This window comes from Intrasporangium sp. (assembly GCF_035280925.1).
In the GTDB taxonomy this organism is placed as follows: domain Bacteria; phylum Actinomycetota; class Actinomycetes; order Actinomycetales; family Dermatophilaceae; genus Intrasporangium.
In genome coordinates this window covers 1-15,330 of sequence record NZ_DATEEY010000217.1, presented here as the reverse complement: position 1 = coordinate 15,330, position 15,330 = coordinate 1, and the positions used below count along the sequence as shown (strand labels likewise).

16 protein-coding genes and 1 pseudogene are annotated in these 15,330 nt (G+C 71.5%); 11 read left to right on the top strand and 6 right to left on the bottom strand.

Going from position 1 to position 15,330, the window contains the following annotated elements:
* Positions 1 to 190 (bottom strand): annotated as a pseudogene (locus VJN29_RS19480) (hypothetical protein); the annotation flags it as partial.
* Between the two features lie 211 nt (positions 191 to 401).
* On the opposite strand from VJN29_RS19480, the gene VJN29_RS19475 reads away from it, so the two are divergent.
* The 3 genes from VJN29_RS19475 (at position 402) to VJN29_RS19465 (ending at position 2,608) form a co-directional block, all read left to right on the top strand.
* A complete protein-coding gene (locus VJN29_RS19475) occupies positions 402 to 851 on the top strand; it encodes an ATP-binding protein (RefSeq protein ID WP_324145301.1) in 450 nt (149 codons plus the stop codon).
* Positions 852 to 959: 108 nt separating this feature from the next.
* A complete protein-coding gene (locus tag VJN29_RS19470; protein ID WP_324145300.1) occupies positions 960 to 1,847 on the top strand; it encodes a DUF5926 family protein in 888 nt (295 codons plus the stop codon).
* An 11-nt stretch (positions 1,848 to 1,858) separates the two neighbouring features.
* Complete coding sequence (locus VJN29_RS19465) at positions 1,859 to 2,608, top strand: glycosyltransferase family 2 protein (RefSeq protein WP_324145299.1); 750 nt, start codon at positions 1,859 to 1,861, stop codon at positions 2,606 to 2,608.
* A 128-nt stretch (positions 2,609 to 2,736) separates the two neighbouring features.
* Here the strand turns inward: VJN29_RS19465 and VJN29_RS19460 are convergent, their stop codons facing one another.
* Entirely contained in the window at positions 2,737 to 4,929 is a 2,193-nt protein-coding gene (locus tag VJN29_RS19460) for a hypothetical protein (protein ID WP_324145298.1), read from the bottom strand.
* Between the two features lie 150 nt (positions 4,930 to 5,079).
* On the opposite strand from VJN29_RS19460, the gene VJN29_RS19455 reads away from it, so the two are divergent.
* From VJN29_RS19455 to VJN29_RS19445, 3 genes are all read left to right on the top strand, one after another.
* Positions 5,080 to 5,610: a DUF4446 family protein gene (locus tag VJN29_RS19455; RefSeq protein ID WP_324145297.1), complete on the top strand. Its 531-nt coding sequence runs from the start codon at positions 5,080 to 5,082 to the stop codon at positions 5,608 to 5,610.
* Positions 5,607 to 6,551 carry a prephenate dehydratase gene (gene pheA, locus VJN29_RS19450; RefSeq protein WP_324145296.1) on the top strand — a complete coding sequence of 315 codons (945 nt, stop codon included), beginning with the start codon at positions 5,607 to 5,609 and terminating at the stop codon, positions 6,549 to 6,551. The genes VJN29_RS19455 and pheA overlap by 4 nt, the downstream gene beginning before the upstream one ends.
* A gap of 311 nt (positions 6,552 to 6,862) precedes the next feature.
* Positions 6,863 to 7,255 (top strand): hypothetical protein, encoded by a 393-nt coding sequence (locus tag VJN29_RS19445; protein WP_324145295.1) that lies wholly within the window; start codon positions 6,863 to 6,865, stop codon positions 7,253 to 7,255.
* Here the strand turns inward: VJN29_RS19445 and VJN29_RS19440 are convergent.
* Genes VJN29_RS19440 through VJN29_RS19430 form a run of 3 tightly spaced genes read right to left on the bottom strand, consistent with a single transcriptional unit; the run spans position 7,252 to position 10,229 of the window.
* Positions 7,252 to 8,430: an amidohydrolase family protein gene (locus VJN29_RS19440; RefSeq protein WP_324145294.1), complete on the bottom strand. Its 1,179-nt coding sequence runs from the start codon at positions 8,428 to 8,430 to the stop codon at positions 7,252 to 7,254. The two genes, VJN29_RS19445 and VJN29_RS19440, sit on opposite strands and share 4 nt — an antisense overlap.
* Positions 8,431 to 8,437: 7 nt before the next feature.
* Positions 8,438 to 9,094 (bottom strand): DUF2461 domain-containing protein, encoded by a 657-nt coding sequence (locus VJN29_RS19435; protein WP_324145293.1) that lies wholly within the window; start codon positions 9,092 to 9,094, stop codon positions 8,438 to 8,440.
* A 31-nt stretch (positions 9,095 to 9,125) separates the two neighbouring features.
* On the bottom strand, positions 9,126 to 10,229 hold the full coding sequence (locus tag VJN29_RS19430; RefSeq protein ID WP_324145292.1) for a diacylglycerol/lipid kinase family protein: 1,104 nt from the start codon (positions 10,227 to 10,229) through the stop codon (positions 9,126 to 9,128).
* Between the two features lie 54 nt (positions 10,230 to 10,283).
* Here VJN29_RS19430 and VJN29_RS19425 point away from each other — a divergent pair, with 54 nt between their 5' ends.
* Both VJN29_RS19425 and VJN29_RS19420 read left to right on the top strand, forming a co-directional pair.
* Positions 10,284 to 10,841, top strand: coding sequence for a DinB family protein (locus VJN29_RS19425; protein WP_324145291.1), 558 nt, complete (start codon positions 10,284 to 10,286; stop codon positions 10,839 to 10,841).
* Complete coding sequence (locus tag VJN29_RS19420) at positions 10,838 to 11,893, top strand: Gfo/Idh/MocA family oxidoreductase (protein WP_324145290.1); 1,056 nt, start codon at positions 10,838 to 10,840, stop codon at positions 11,891 to 11,893. The genes VJN29_RS19425 and VJN29_RS19420 overlap by 4 nt, the downstream gene beginning before the upstream one ends.
* Before the next feature lie 53 nt (positions 11,894 to 11,946).
* Here VJN29_RS19420 and VJN29_RS19415 read toward each other — a convergent pair whose 3' ends face one another.
* Complete coding sequence (locus VJN29_RS19415) at positions 11,947 to 12,756, bottom strand: DinB family protein (RefSeq protein WP_324145289.1); 810 nt, start codon at positions 12,754 to 12,756, stop codon at positions 11,947 to 11,949.
* Positions 12,757 to 12,936: 180 nt separating this feature from the next.
* Here VJN29_RS19415 and VJN29_RS19410 point away from each other — a divergent pair, with 180 nt between their 5' ends.
* The 3 genes from VJN29_RS19410 to VJN29_RS19400 form a co-directional block, all read left to right on the top strand.
* Entirely contained in the window at positions 12,937 to 13,647 is a 711-nt protein-coding gene (locus VJN29_RS19410) for a DUF998 domain-containing protein (RefSeq protein WP_324145288.1), read from the top strand.
* 35 nt (positions 13,648 to 13,682) lie between these two features.
* Positions 13,683 to 14,054 (top strand): YciI family protein, encoded by a 372-nt coding sequence (locus VJN29_RS19405; protein ID WP_324145287.1) that lies wholly within the window; start codon positions 13,683 to 13,685, stop codon positions 14,052 to 14,054.
* A gap of 92 nt (positions 14,055 to 14,146) precedes the next feature.
* On the top strand, positions 14,147 to 15,330 hold a 1,184-nt coding region (locus VJN29_RS19400), incomplete at its 3' end, for an RNA polymerase sigma factor (RefSeq protein ID WP_324145286.1).

The window sequence follows — 15,330 nt, the reverse complement described above, 5'->3', positions numbered from 1 at the left end:
GACCCTCGCCGCCGCCCCAGCCGCCGAAGCCGGTCACCCAGTCCGGACCGCCCATGCCTCGACTGCGGCCTCCGTGGCCACCCGGGCCACCCGGGCCACCCGAGCCACCCGGGCCACCGTGTCGTCCGCCGCGCGGTCCGTAGCCCCCGCGCTCTCGGTGGCCCCACTCGGACTCGTTGCTTCCATTCATGTCGGCTCCCTGTCGTCGAGCGACTTCCGATCAGTCGCGATGCATCAACGATATGTCGCTCACGCGTTCTGAACAACGTTTTTCCGGCGCGCCTTGCGGGTAACACCCCTGAGATGCTTCATTGATCAACGTCGAGAGAACGGCAGCGACCGGTCAGGCGTGTCCGGGCCCGAGGCAACGGGCCCCAGGGAGGAGGACTCGCGTGCCGACCATGCAGGACGGCAGCCCCAGTACTGACGGGGGTGCGCCACAGAACGAGAAGAGGACCGTGCGCATCCCTTGGGCCCCCTCCGCGGCGCCGCACATCCGCAAGACGCTCGTGGCCGACCTTGCCGCGCGCGACGTTCCGGACGAGGTCGTCGAAGAGGCCGAGATCGTCGTCAGTGAGCTCGTCGCCAACGCGATCCGCCACGCCAAGCCGCTCTCCGATGGCGCGATCCGGGTCCACTGGAAGGTCAAGAACAACGTCGTCGAGGTCGAGGTCTCCGACGGTGGCGGACCCACCGTTCCACGGCCCGCGCCCCCGACCACCTGGGCTCCAGGTGGCCGGGGCCTGCGCATCGTCCGCTCGCTCGCGCACGAGTGGGGCGTCCTCGAGGAGCCCAACGGCCGCACCGTGTGGGCCTCCCTCGGAGGTCCCTCCCGGCGGCGCTCCCACTGAGCCGTCGACGCGGAGCGAGCCCAGCGGCATACGGCTCACTCCTTTTCAGGTCGTATGCCGCTGAGCTCGCTCACGTGCGCGGCTGACCACCCACTAGGGTTGCGTCCCATGGGCAAGGCTTCTCGGCGTTCGCGCACGGACCGCACGGACCGCACCTCCCGTCCGGCCCCCCTCCCGTTCGTGCCGCGTCCCTTCGAGGGGCTGCCCGGCGAGACGGACTGGGTTGCGATGCGCGAGATCGTCCCTGCCGCGACGGCCACGGTCCGCCTCGCCGAGGGCAAGGCGCCGGAGGGCGCGCCCGAGACGATCACCATCGCCACCGTCCTGCCGCTCGCCTGGCCGGCGCTGCACCGCGACAACGGGGACGTGCTCGTCGGCATCCAGTCGGGCAATGCCAGTGGTGACACGAGCCGCGACATCGCGCACGCCGTCGAGCTGGCCGTCGCCGCCGATCCGGGCACCCCGATCCAGGCCCTGCCGGTGTCGACGGCCGAGACGACCAGGCTGCAGGACCTCATCGACCTCGACGCGCCGTTCGAGATCGAGGTGCGCGGCGGGTTCGACTTCTGGGTGGACGACGCCGAGCTCGACGTCGAGGGGCAGCAGTCGCTCGAGCGGGCCAACGAGTCCGTCATTCCCACCGTCAAGCTCGCGTCGGCGTCGTCGGCCTACTGGTGCCGGATCGGCGAGCGCTGCTATGTCCGGTGGGTCCTGCCGTACGCCGAGGACGTCGCGACGAGCGCCCTCGCCCGGCTCCACGCCGCCGGAACGTCCCGGCTCGGTGACGCCGGACGGCTGCTCGGCTGCTTCCGGTCGAGCGGGCTGCTCATCCCCGTGTGGGAGGTTGACCCAGATTCGGAGCCGGAGAGCCACGAGGACGCCGTGGCGGCCATGCGCGAGCGCATCGACGCGGCCGCGGCGGTCACCGAGCCGCTCACCGCGGCCGAGCGCGGCGCGCGGGCGGGGCTGACGAACCGCCAGGTCACCCTGCGCTGAGCGGTCCCCCGATGCCCGACCCCGCAGGCGCTACCCCGGCGACCCCGCTGCCGGTCGTCGCCATCATCCCGGCCAAGGACGAGGCGGCCCGAATCGCGGCGACGATCCGTGCGGTGCGCCGGATCCCGGGCATCGCAGCGGTCGTCGTCGTCGACGACGGGTCGCGGGACGCCACGGCCGGGATCGCCGCGGAGTGTGCGGTTGAGGTCGTCCGGCATGCCCGCAACCGTGGCAAGGCCGACGCGCTGACGAGCGGACTCGGCCGGATGGCCGCGCTCCAGCACGTGGGGCGGGTCGGGGCGGAGGCAGCGGCGCTCTTCGTGGACGCCGATCTCGAGGACTCCGCCGAGGCGGTCGGGGCGCTCGTCGAGCCGGTGGCGGCCGGTGCGGCGGACCTCACGATTGCGACGCTCCCACGCCAGCGGTCCGCCGGTGGCGGGCGCGGCCTCGTGGTGGGCCTTGCCGGTCGGGGAATCGAGGAGCTGACCGGGTGGAGTCCGATCCAGCCGCTCTCCGGGATGCGGTGCCTCTCACCGGCTGCCGTCGCCGCCGCCCTCCCGTTCGCCCGTGGCTGGGGTGTCGAGGTCGGCATGACGATCGACGTCCTGGGCGCGGGGCTCGTGGTCCGCGAGATCCCGTGCGACCTGCACCACCGCGTCACCGGCGCCGACTGGCGGGCGCAGCTGCACCGGTCCGCGCAGTACCGGGACGTGGCGCTCGCCCTGGGGATCCGCCGCCTCCGCCGCTCCCGCCGTTCCTGACCCCAGCTCGCGCCACTCCGGACGAAGTCCTTCCGCAACACTTCCTCCGCAACACATCTGCTTGTCGACCGCCTGCCCAGCCCGTGGCGGGGGACGAGCAGTCGACAAGCAGATGTGTTGCCGGTGGGTCAGACGTGGTGGCGTTCGCGGCGGAGACGCACCGGCTCCCTGGTGCGCTCGATCGACATGAAGTGGGCGACGGCGGAGATCACGAGCGGGACGGTCAGGACCATCGCGACCGGCGGGATCGCCGCGCCCGAGTCGTTGGTGAGGAAGCCGATGACGCACATGACCACCACGGAGACGAGGCCGTCCCGGAGCAGGGGCGCCTCGTCGACGAGTCGCGCAAAGGGCGCCGTCCCGAAGCGGCCCGGCTGGACGACGATGACCAGCAGGAAGGCGCCGATTGCGAGCACGACCCCCGTCAGGACAGGATGCGCGACAGCCAGCTCGAGGTTGGCGGCCAGCTTGCGCGACAGGACGCTGAACGCCTCCCCGTCGAGCAGGGTCTGGAGGAAGCGGCCCGGGTGTGACCGGTACTGCTCGGGCCGGCGCCAGTCGAGATAGCTGACGAGGGTGATGACCACCGCCGCCGCCACGCCGACGAGAGCGAGGTTTCGCACCGACACCCGCATGCCGGCGACCCGCATGAGCAGGAGCCCCAGGGCCGGGACGAGCGCGATCGGACCGCCGAAGTCGGCACCCCAGGCCGGCAGGACGTCCACCGCCAGCGCCGCCCCACCGATGACCACGACCGAGAGCACCGCAAGGCCGGGGGCCCGGCGACGGATGAGGGCATGCGCCATCGCGGCGCAGAGGAGCAGCACGGCCGACCCGTAGAGAGCGAACGCGACGTTGCCCATCCCGTAGAAGCGGCCGCCCACGAGGGGCTGGAGCCCGAAGATCGAGGACATCTGCAGTTGCGAACCGGTCAGCAGGTCGACGCCGATGACGCTCGCGGTGACGGCCGACAGGAGGGCGAGCGGCCCGAGTGCCGAGCTGCTCCACGGGCCGTGGAGGCAGACGACGGCGATGACGCCGCTGATGGCAAGGACGAGGAGGCTGAGGAGCGCGACGAGCACCCACGACGGTGGCGACCAGCGCCACCACGGCACGAGGTTGGCCAGGAACGTGGCGGCCGGCATCCCCGCAGCCAGGAGCCCGACGAGGCGGACCTGGCGGAGCACCCGTTCTCGCGTCTGGCTGGTCCGCCATGGGCGGGCGCGGCGCCACCTGATCCACAGCACGATGAACGCGACGAGCATGACGGAGAGCCACAGGACGAGGAACGGCACGACGATGCTGTGCATCGCGTCCGCCTTGAGGTCGATGTCGGTCAGCGCCGTCAGCTTGTCCGCGGCCGTCGACTCGCTGTTGTTCGGCGAGGGGATGACCGACAGGGCGCGACCGCCGATCGGCTCGACCGGGCGTGTCCCGCCGCGCTGGAGGATCGTCGCGGTCACGTCGGAGATCTGGGCGATGCCGCGCATCCGCGTCGACGCCGATGCGAGGATGCCCGGCGCATAGTGGGGGCCGGTGGCGGTGAGGATGCGCAACCGCTCCTCGCGGTCCCGGTCGGCCAGGCCAACGACGATGAGGTCGGCACCATTGGGCATGGCGTCCCGGACCTGCGCGATCCGGTCCTCGATCTCGTTGATGCGCGCGAGCTGCGCCTCCGCGTCGGGCTCGGTGGTGAGGATCGCCCCGGTATCGACGATCGAGATCGGGCACCGGGCCAGCTCGGTGACGAGGGTCTTGGCCTCGAACGGCGCGTAGTGCTCGACCTTCCCGTCAGACGTCGCCGCAGCGATGGCAGCGCCCGGGCCGATGGCCGACGTGCAGGACGGGTGGCTCGCGAAGCTGTCGCCGAGCAGTCCCAGCCGGGCCTCGAACGCAGCCTCCTCGGACGCGGAGGCCAGGGCGTCGAAGCCGGCGACGGAGAAACCACTCGCCTCGTCCCCCGTGACCTTCGGGAGCGGCATGCAGGTTGGGCGGTCTCCCTCGGCGTCTGGTCCGGCGGCTTCACCGGCGGACAGCGTGGCCCAGCCGTCCGTGGGGCACGTCGTCAGGTGCAGCGTCTTGACCGACACGGAGGCGGCCGCACCATCGCGCAGCAGTCCCCAGAGAACCGGAGTCTCCTGCGCCGAGACGTCATCCCAGGAGACGCCCCCAACCCCCACCACGACGAGGGACTCCCCGGGTGCCGGATCGACCGTACGCGGGACCGGCACGGGCTCACGGGTGGTGTAGGACCAGGCGAGGACGCCGATCAGCAGCACCAGCACGGCGACGAGCGCCTTGAGGGGATGCCTGCGGATCACGGGGGACACCATACAAAGGTCGACTGAGGGGCTGGTCGCGCTCGAGGCCGGTACCGGATCTGGTCCGACGAGCGGACTCACCAATGGTCCCGGTGCCACCTCGTGAAATGCCCACGTACCACGCCGGCTGCGGGGCTACCCTTGCGGATCGTGGAGGAACCGACCCTGTCGGCCGTGGCCATCGGGGCTGCGGTTGTCGCCGTGGTCTCGCTCGCCCTCGCGGTCGGCGCGCAGCTGCGACTCGCCCGGATCCGCCGTGACTTCCGCGCGCTCGCCGGCGACGGCACGACGGACATCGCGCGCGTGGCAGCGACCCAGAACCACCGCATCGACCGGATCGGTGCGGAGGTGTCCCGTCTCCGCGAGCAGGTGTCGGCGGCGGAGGAAGACGTCCAGCAGAGTCTGCGCAACGTTGCTGTCGTCCGCTACGACGCCTTCGGCGACATGGGCGGCCGGCTCTCCTTCTCGGCCGCGATCGTCGACGACTTCGGCGACGGCATCGTCATCTCGTCCATCCACGCTCGCAGCGAGTCGCGGACGTATGCCAAGGGCATCGTCAGCGGTCGGTCGAGCATCACCCTGAGCCCCGAGGAGCAGCAGGCGCTCGCCGCCGCGACGAAGGGCGAGCCCCGCTCCATCACCCAGCCCCTGGGCGCACCGCCCCGGAAGGACCGCTCATGACGCCGCGGACACCGTCCGACCTGCATCGCTTCGGCTATCTCGGCCCCCGCGGCACCTTCACGCAGATGGCGCTGGACGCCTGGGACGGTGCCAGGCACAAGGAGCAGGTGCCGTTCGGTAGCGTCGACGGGGCGCTGGAAGCCCTCCGGGCAACGGAGGTCGACGCCGCGATGGTGCCGATCGAGAACTCCGTCGAGGGCGGCGTCTCCGCGACCCTGGACGCGCTCGCCACGGGCGATCCCCTCGTCGTCATCGGCGAGGTCCTCGTCCCCGTGACCTTCGTCCTCTGCGCGAGGTCCGGTGTGCCGCTGAGCCGGGTTCGCCGCGTCGGGACCCATTCGCACGCGTGGGCCCAGGTGCGCAGGTGGATGTCCGCCAACCTCCCGGAGGCGGTGTACGTTCCGACGCTGTCCACGGCAGCGAGCGCCGCCGCGCTGCGCGAGCCCGGCGACGTCGCCTTCGACGCCGGCGTGTGCGCGCCGGTCGCAGCGGCCAACGAGGGGCTCGAGATCCTCGCCGAGGACATCGGTGACAACCCGTCGGCCGTGACTCGGTTCGTCCTCGTGTCGAGGCCGGGGACGCTGCCCGAGCCGAGCGGCGCCGACAAGACGACCGTGGTGCTCTTCCAGCGCGACGACCATGCCGGAGGGCTGCTCGAGCTGCTCGAGCAGTTCGCCGTGCGGGGCGTCAACATGACGCGGCTCGAGTCGCGGCCGACCGGTGAGGCGATGGGCAGCTACTGCTTCTCCATCGACTTCGAGGGCCACGTCCAGGACGCCCGGGTCGGCGAGACGCTGATGGGCCTCAAGCGCGTGTGCGCCGACATTCGGTTCCTCGGGTCCTATCCCCGCGCTGATGGTGTCCGGGCCGGTGCGCGGCTCGGCACGGCCGACAGCGACTTCGATGCGGCGAAGGCCTGGCTGGAGCAGCTGCGCAGCTGATCGCGCCATGGGCACGCCTGGGCAGCATGCAGGGCGCCGACCTCGTGTGCCGGCGCCCTGTCGTCCCTCCGGCCCCCTGAACCGGTGGGACTCTGCCAGGACACCGGGCTCGTTGCCCCCAGCAACGTCCCCTGCCCGGTGCCCCGCTGCCCCCGACCGTCAGAGTCGAGACGACGGCGCCTGATACGTCCGGTGTCATGGGATTTCGCCCAGCTGCGCCGCGACCTGGTCACGGGCAGTGCGACGTATCACCGCGGGCCCCCGGGACCTCTGCGATGTCGGGAAGTTCGCGCCGGCGGGAGGTGACTTGGATGGCGGAGCACGTGTCCGGCCGGCTGCTCGTCGCCGGCTTCCCTCGAACCGACGACGCGGCGTGGCTCGTCGACCTCCGGCACGCACTCGCCGAGCTGGGCGTGGCCTTCCGGTTCACGGCGTCGAGCGCCCGACGAATGCGCCGGCTCCGGTCGACACGTGGACGGGCCCGCGTGCTACTCGAGGAGATCTGGGTCTCGACGGCGGTGCTCGAGCCCGTTGCTCAGAGCGCTCGCGCCAGCGGTCGCAGTCCGCAGGCCTGGTGGGTCCTCGAACGCGTGAAGAGTCTGCGCCCTGACCTGGCGGCGCGGCTCTCGCTCGCCGAGACCCGGAGCCCGGCGACGATGGGGCCCGAGCCGCTCAGCCTCGTCGGGATGGGGCTTCCCGCCTAGCTGGTGCCCAGTCGTGGCTGGACGGTGACGCCTGCCCGGAGAACCCGGATCGGATGGCGCATGGCCGACGGGTCGTGGTCGACGCGGCCGGGCACGACCAGCAGGTCGGCGGGCACCCCGGGGCGCAGTCGACCGGCCCGGTCTCCCAGTCCGAGAGCCTCCGCGGCCTGCGCGGTGCACATGGCCAGCGCCTGGTGGACCGTGGCGCCCAGATCGTCGACGGCGTGCTGGACGGTCCGAGGCAGCACGTCGTGGGGCTTGGCCGGGCCGATTCCCGCATCCGTGGCCATGATGCATCGCACGCCGGCATCGAGCATGCGCCGCCCATGTGCGTGCAGGGCCGGCAGCCGCACGGCGATGGCGGGAGGAACCGGACCCGGGATCGTGCCGCCGGTGATCGAGACGGTCATACCGGAGCCGGCGAGCCGCCTGATGAGGGCTGGATCCTCAGCGACGCCGTCAGCGGTCATGAAGCTGCAGTGCTCGATCGTGTCGACGCGGGCGTCCAGCGCGTCGGACACCCCCTGCGTGCCGTGTGCATGCGCAGCCACGGGCAGGCCTGCAGCGTGGGCCGCATCGACGACTGCTCGGAGCTCAGCGAGCCCGAACTGCGACTCGTGCGGGGCCGAGCCCGGGGTGAGGTTCCCGCCCGTCGCCATCACCTTGATGACGTCCACGCCGGCCTCCTCGAGCCGCGCGACCGCCGCGACGAGGTCATCCGATCCCTGGCATTGACCGCCCAGGAACCAGCAGTGGCCACCGGGCGTGGTCAGGGCCGGCCCAGCGACGAGAAGCGTCGGCCCGGCCGTCGGATCGCGCGAGCATTCGTCACGCAGGTCGAAGGGAGCCCGCCCGCGGCCGCCCAGGTCGCGAACCGTGGTGACACCGGCCGCCAGAGCCTGCCGAGCGTTGGCTCGGGCTCGCTCCAGAAGGACCTCGTCATCGTGTCGTTCATGCCATCCGACGGCATCAAAGGAGCAGTCCCAGGTCACGTGCTGATGCGCGTCGACCAGCCCGGGCAGCACCGTCACGTCTCCCAGGTCCTCGACCACGACGTCTGCCGCGTACTCCGTGGGCGCGCTGACCGACACGATGCTGGTGGCGCCGAGGACGACGTCTGCCGCACCGAGGAAGCGAGCGCCGTCGAAGACCTGTTGGGCCCGAATCACGTGCATGGCGCACCTATGCCGGACCCACGTGCGTCGCGACCCACTCGTTGAGCGGGCGGACGGACCGCCACGTGTCACGGACCCGGGCAAGCGCTCGCCTGGTGCCAAGCCACGTGGGGTCGCCGAAGTCGCGGATCACCATGAGCTCCTTGTGGCGGAGCAGCTCGATGTGTGGGTGATCGGCGGCATAGCCCCTCGGTGTCGTCCTCACCCGCTCCCCGAGAACCTCGAACCGCTTGCGGCGCAGGGATTCCAGCAGAGTCTCGAGCTCGGCGCCCGGGGGCCCCGCATCGACGGCCGCGCGCATCTTGGCGGTCTGCGCCGGGTTGTGCGCCCGGAATCCGCCGCCCGCTCTCAGCCCCGTCGCGCTGATCTCCACGTAGTAGCCGGCGCCGCCCGGAGCTGCGGCGAACGCGCCTTGGTGCGTCTTGTACGGCGACTTGTCGGCGCTGAAGCGGATGTCGCGGTTGGGGCGGAACAGCTTCGCCTCGCCGAACTCGTCCGCAAGGGCAGCGACGAGGCCGAGCATCGGTTCGCGCACCTCCCGCTCCCACTCGTCCCTGTGGTCGGTCCAGTAGGTCCTGCTGTTGTCGGCCTCCAGGCCCAGGTAGAAGGCGAGCGCCTCGGTCTGGAATCCGGCGAACGGGCTGCCTGGCACATCACGGCTCACGAGACGAGCCTCGCACCGATCAGCCCGCAGGTCAGGCGATCGGGACGCGGACCGTCAGGGCCGCGGGTCGCAACGAGGCGTTGATCTCGGTCGCCTCGCCGACGACGTCACCGTCGACCTGGACGGGCAGTGGCCGGTCGACCCGCACCCGGACCTCTGCGCAGACCTTGTGGTCGAGCGTGGCGTGACCCTTCCGCCGTCGGGTCAGGACTCGAGCAATCACGGGCGCCCAGCCGACGAAGCCGCGGGGAGAGGCGATGACGACGTCGAGCTTGCCGTCGTCCACGCGAGCATCGGGCATGAGGACGAGGCCGCCGAGCAGTCGGCCGCAGTTGCCGATGACGACGGCCCGGGCGCGCCGCTTGAACTCGGGCTCGGAGTCGAGCCGGAGCTGGGTGCGGAACTCGGGCGACACGAGGTGCTTGACACCGGTCAGGAGGTACGCCGCCCAGCCCACCCGCTGCTTGAGGACCTCGTTCGTCCCGCCCATGATGAGGGCGTCGAGGCCCATGCCACCCATGACGAGGAAGTGCTCGGTCACGAGCTCACCGCCATCCACGGACTCGCCCTGTGCGTCGATCTCGCCGATGACGAGCTCGCCGACGTCGATGCGCCGGTTCCTGCCGGAGAGGGCCGCGCCGACCGCCTCGTCGAGGGCGACGGGCAGATCGAGGTTGCGGGCCAGGAGGTTTCCGGTGCCCGCGGGCAGGATGCCGAGTGGGGTCTCCGTGCCGATGAGGGCGCGCGCGACCGCCCGCACGGTGCCGTCGCCACCCAGGCTGCACACGACGCTCGCGCCCTCGGCGACCGCGCTTCTCGCCTGCCCGGTGCCGGGGTCGGCCACGGTCGTCTCGTAGAAGAGCGGATCCCCCCAGCCCGCGGCGTGGCAGGTCGACGTGATCCGCTCCCGGATCATCGGCAGGTCGGCGAACTTCGTCGGGTTGATGACGACGGCGGCGCGTTTGAGATCGGTGTTGCGACTGCCGGAGCCGAACTGGTCGCGACTCGGCCGCGAGCGACGTCGCCTCAGGCGAGCCGTCGAGCCGGAGGCCCGACGGAGCGCGAGGATCGACCCGAGGACCACGGCACCGACCACCGCGCCGACGATGATCCATGGCAGATAGTCCTCGAGCACCCGAAGAATCTAGCGGAGCCCGAGGGCGCGCCTACCGGGTCCTACGCTGTGGGCATGAGCGACGTGTACGCGGATCCCTCGGACCCGGGGCCGGCAACGCCCGACACCTCCGACTGGACGTGGGTCGTGTCGAGACCCTGCCCGGACTGCGGCCTTGACCCGGACGACGTGCGTCCCGACGGAGTGACCGAGATCCTCCTTGACGCCAAGAGCAGGTATGCCGCTGTGCTCGCTCGGTCTGATGTGCGGGCTCGGCCCTCGGCCGGGGTGTGGTCTCCGCTCGAGTACAGCGCGCACGCCCGTGACGTCTGTGACGTGATGCGGGGCCGGCTCGAGCAGATCCTGGACGGTGACGGAGCGGCCGTGCGCTTCGCGAACTGGGACCAGGACGCGACCGCCGTGGAGAAGGCCTACTGGCGCGCAGATCCCGACGTGCTCCGGGGCGAGCTCGAGGCGGCGTTCGACGCTGCTGCGGAGGCGTTCGCTCGGCCGACGGGAGAGCAGCTCTCGTGGTCGGGCATCCGCAGCGACGGGTCGACCTTCACGGCGCAGACCCTGGGGCGGTACTTCGTCCACGACGTGCTCCATCACCTGTGGGACGTGCGCGGATGAGCGCTGGAGGCGCCGTGGAGGTCCGGTCCCTGCCCGAGTCCCGGGTCCCGGATCCACGCGAGGCGCCGGCGATCCGGTGGGGCATCCTGGGCCCCGGGTTCATCGCCAACGAGTTCGCCCTGGCCGTGGGGGCCGGGACGGCCTCGAGCGTCGTCGCGGTGGGCTCGCGAAGCGAGGACCGGGCCCGGGCCTTCGCCGACCGGCACGGCGTCCCGCGGTCCCACGGGTCCTACGAGGAGCTCGTCGCCGACGATGGTGTCGACGCCGTCTACGTCGCGTCTCCGCACTCAGAGCACCACGACCACGCGCTCCTCGCCATCGAGGCGGGCAAGCCGGTGCTGGTCGAGAAGGCCTTCACCCGCAATGCCACTGAGGCTCGGGCCGTGATCCGGGCGGCCACCTCGGGCGGCCTGCTCGTGGCCGAGGCGATGTGGGCTCGCTACCTGCCCCACTATGACGTCATCCGCCAGGTGGTCGAGGAGGGGATGCTCGGCGACCTCGTGATCGTCCGGGCCGACCACTCCCAGCGGCTCCATCCGCAGGGTCCGGAGCGACTTGCCGCACCGGAGCTCGCCGGTGGTGCCCTCCTCGACCTCGGCGTGTATCCCGTGTCCTTCGCCGACCACCTGCTCGGGCCGCCGATCTCGGTCGCCGCCCGTGGTTCCCTCAGCGACCGTGGCGTCGACGCCACCGTCGGCGTCGTCCTCGCCTACGCGTCAGGCGCCGTCGCGGCGTTGACGAGCTCGATGCTGACCCGGACACCCTGCACCGCCGAGATCGTCGGGACCGAGGCTCGCCTCGACGTCGGCGGCCCCTTCTACTCACCGACCTCGGTGCGACTGCTCGCCCTCGACGGCACGGTCCTCGCCGAACGTCCGGCCGGCCTGCCGGCACCCGTCCGCGGCTTCAGCTACCAGGCGGCCGAGTTCGCCCGCTGCCTCGCCTCGGGGAGCCGCGAGAGCTCCTACATGGCACACGCCGCGACGATGCGCGTCATGTCCACGATGGACGAGGTCCGCGCCCAGGTCGGCGTGCGCTACCCCGGCGAGTAGCGGACCCTCCTGACCGACGCCCCTCCCGAGGTGTCCCTCCGCAAGGGCCCGACCTACGCGTCGCGGGACTCGAGCACCGCCAGGTCGCGCTCGGCGAAGAGCCGGTGGTGGTACTCCTCGTTGAGGACGGTGAGGAGGCACTCGCGCACCGGGTAGCTGCGCGGCTCCGGCCACCCCGGCCCCTCGACCGGCGTCGTCTGTGCCGCCAGCAACTCGTCGGTCAGGCCGTCGAGGAGCTCCCGGACGGACCTCATCCGGTCGCGCCGCAGCTCGAGCGCCTCATCCAGCGACGGCCGGACCGCCCGGTCACGCGGGACCCCGGGCGTGTCCGGCATCTCGTCCCACGGCAGGTCCAGGGGGTGCCACGGCGCCGGGTCACCGTGGATGGCGCGCCGGATCCAGCAATCGGTGGCGAAGGCCAGATGGCGCAGCGTCTCGATGAACGACCACTCGCCGTCGACCGACTCGTGGAGCAGGTCAGCCGGCAGTCGTCGAGCACGCTCGACCGTATCCAGCCATCGCCGCTCGTTGATGTCCCACGCCTCCCGGAACCCGATGGGGTCGCTCGGCCGCAGGGCCTTCGCCCGCTCGGGATCTCGTCGATCCAGCTCGGCCTCGATGAGCGGAGCCACGTCGACCCCGTTGATGGTCACGTTGAGGATCTCGCCGGAGATGTCAACGTCGTAGAGGTCGACGCCCCGCATCCGGACCTGGTGGAAGGCGCTCCCGCGGAACTCTGCGTCCCCGATGTCGACGGAGCGGAACCGGCTCCCCGTCAGGTCGGCGCGATCGAAGCGGGCGTTCGCCAGACGCACGTGCTCGAACTCCGAACCGGACAGGTCAGCGTCGTGAAACCTCTGCATCCAAAGGACGGTAGCGCCGGGACCGCACTGCCGGGTGGGAGCCAGCCCAGCGGCATACGGCATGGTTCCGGAAAGCCGGGAAACAGACTTTGCGGTCGATGTCGATCGACGGCTGCCTCGCTCGTGGAGGGGGTGACGGCATCGGGCAGACGGCCCGGTCCCAGACCCGGAGGAGTCGCCGTGAACGGCACCATCATCACCACCACCAACACCACCACAACCGTCGAGCCCGGGTCGGCCCACTGGACCCCGGTTCACGTCACCCGCAGCCTGCTCGGCTGGGGCGTCGTCGCCGGACCGTGCTACGTGATCACGTCCGTCGCCCAGGGGCTGCTGCGCGAGGGCTTTGACTTCAGCCGCCACCAGTGGAGCCTGCTCGCGAACGGCGACCACGGCTGGATCCAGGTCACGAACCTCATCCTCACCGGTCTCATGCTCGTCGCCCTCGCCGTCGGGCTCGGTCGTGCTCTGGAGGGGGCGGTCGGTGGTCGCTGGGCGCCGCGGCTCGTGGTCGTCTTCGGGCTCGGCCTGGTGGGCTCCGGCCTCTTCCGCGCCGACCCAGCGATGGGCTTCCCCGCCGGAACTCCGGAGGGAGTCGCCGAGGTGACGACTCGCGGCACCCTCCACTTCGCTGCGGCGGGCGTCGGCTTCATCGCGATCGCCATCGCGTGCTTCGTCGTCGCCCGTCGGTTCAGCGCCGACGGCGACCGCGTGATGAGCCGGTTCTCGCGTCTCACCGGCGTCGCCTTCCTCGGCGGCTTCCTCTGCGTGGCGTCCGGCGGGGGCAGCGTCGTGGCCAACCTGCTGTTCACCGTGGCCGTCGTGCTGGTCTTCGCGTGGGTCGCCGCGGTGGCCCGTCACCACTACCGCGCTCTCGGGGCGCTCGCCTGACATCCTCTGAACCAGTCCAAAGACAGGAGAATCCAATGCGCTACATCGTCATCCTCAAGGGCACCCAGCCTGCCGGCCCACCTCCAGAGGGCCTCATGAACGCGATCATGGACCTCGGAGCCGAGGCCACCTCGTCGGGCGCGATGCTCGACAACGGTGGCCTGGCCCCCAGCGCGAGCGGCGCTCGCGTCACCGTCGCCGGAGGTGACCTCTCGGTCATGGACGGGCCGTTCGCGGAGTCCAAGGAGTACATCTCCTACGCCATCTACGAGGTGCGGTCCAAGGAGGAGGCGGTCGAGTGGGCGTCCCGCTTCATGAGGTTGCACGTCGACCTGTGGCCGGGTTGGGACGGCGAGTCCGAGGTCGTCAGGATCATGGGCCCCGAGGACTTCGCGCCCCCGGCGTGAGGTTGTCCAGTCGTATGCCGCTGAGCTCGCTTCCCGGCACCGCCGCCCTCCCAGCGTTGACCCTCCCCGACTCGATCGGGGAGGGTCGACCCATGTCCACGCCCAGTCCCGTGGCCGCGACGGCGACGGCAGCCGGTGCCACCGACGACGTCGAGCGGGCCCGGCGGGCTGTCGAGGCCATCTGGCGAATCGAGTCCGGGCGGCTCGTCGCAGGCCTGGCCCGCGTGACTGGAGACGTCGGAGTGGCGGAGGACCTCGCCCAGGAGGCGCTCGTCGTCGCGCTCGAGAAGTGGCCCAGGCATGGCGTGCCGCCCAACCCGGCGGGCTGGCTCATGACGACGGCCAAACACCGCGCCATCGATGCCCACCGGCGCGATGCGACGTTCGCCCGGAAGGTGCAGGTGCTCGGCAACGAGCTCGCCCACGAGCCGCCGGTCGACAGCGAGGAGCGTGTCGATGCCCTGGACGACCACGTGGGCGACGACCTGCTCCGGCTCGTCTTCACGTCGTGCCACCCGGTGCTCTCGCTCGAGTCGCGTGTGGCGCTGACCCTGCGCTGCCTCGGTGGGCTCTCCACGGACGAGATCGCCCGCGCGTTCCTCGTGCCGGAGGCCACTGTGGCCCAGCGCATCGTCAGGGCCAAGAAGACGCTGAGCGACAAGGGCGTCGCCTTCGAGCTGCCGGGACCGGATGAGCTGTCGGAGCGGCTCGCCTCCGTGCTCGAGGTCGTCTATCTCGTCTTCAACGAGGGCTACTCGGCCACGTCCGGTGAGGACTGGACCCGACCGGCCCTCTGCCAGGAGGCGATGCGCCTCGGTCGGGTGCTGGCCGGGCTCGTCCCCGGTGAGCCGGAGGTCCACGGTCTCGTCGCGCTGATGGAGCTGCAGGCCTCGCGTCTGCCCGCGCGCGTCAACGCGCGGGGCGAGCCGGTGCTGTTGCCCGACCAGGACCGCAGGCGGTGGGATCGACTGCTCATCCGCAGGGGCCTCGATGCGCTGTCGCGGGCCGAGATGCTCGGCAAGCCGCTCGGTCCTTACGCGCTGCAAGCCGGCGTCGCCGCCTGCCACGCACGGGCGCAGCGGCCCGAGGACACCGACTGGACTCGCATCGCGGCGCTCTACGAGGTGCTGGTGCGGATCTGGCCGTCGCCGGTCGTCGAGCTGAACCGCGCCGTGGCCGTGGGCTTCTCCGAGGGGGCCGACGCCGGGCTGGTGATTGCCGACCGGGTCGCGGCGGCCGGTCGGCTTCGCACGTATCCACAGCTGCACGCGGTGCG

What these genes read in the sequence shown, in the direction of transcription:
- VJN29_RS19425 (WP_324145291.1), top strand. Translation starts at nt 10,284, where the DNA reads ATGAGCGACGTGTACGCGGATCCCTCGGACCCGGGGCCGGCAACGCCC.
- VJN29_RS19465 (WP_324145299.1), top strand. Translation starts at nt 1,859, where the DNA reads ATGCCCGACCCCGCAGGCGCTACCCCGGCGACCCCGCTGCCGGTCGTC.
- VJN29_RS19420 (WP_324145290.1), top strand. Translation starts at nt 10,838, where the DNA reads ATGAGCGCTGGAGGCGCCGTGGAGGTCCGGTCCCTGCCCGAGTCCCGG.
- VJN29_RS19440 (WP_324145294.1), bottom strand. Translation starts at nt 8,430, where the DNA reads ATGCACGTGATTCGGGCCCAACAGGTCTTCGACGGCGCTCGCTTCCTC.
- VJN29_RS19475 (WP_324145301.1), top strand. Translation starts at nt 402, where the DNA reads ATGCAGGACGGCAGCCCCAGTACTGACGGGGGTGCGCCACAGAACGAG.
- VJN29_RS19470 (WP_324145300.1), top strand. Translation starts at nt 960, where the DNA reads ATGGGCAAGGCTTCTCGGCGTTCGCGCACGGACCGCACGGACCGCACC.
- pheA (WP_324145296.1), top strand. Translation starts at nt 5,607, where the DNA reads ATGACGCCGCGGACACCGTCCGACCTGCATCGCTTCGGCTATCTCGGC.
- VJN29_RS19415 (WP_324145289.1), bottom strand. Translation starts at nt 12,756, where the DNA reads ATGCAGAGGTTTCACGACGCTGACCTGTCCGGTTCGGAGTTCGAGCAC.
- VJN29_RS19445 (WP_324145295.1), top strand. Translation starts at nt 6,863, where the DNA reads ATGGCGGAGCACGTGTCCGGCCGGCTGCTCGTCGCCGGCTTCCCTCGA.
- VJN29_RS19405 (WP_324145287.1), top strand. Translation starts at nt 13,683, where the DNA reads ATGCGCTACATCGTCATCCTCAAGGGCACCCAGCCTGCCGGCCCACCT.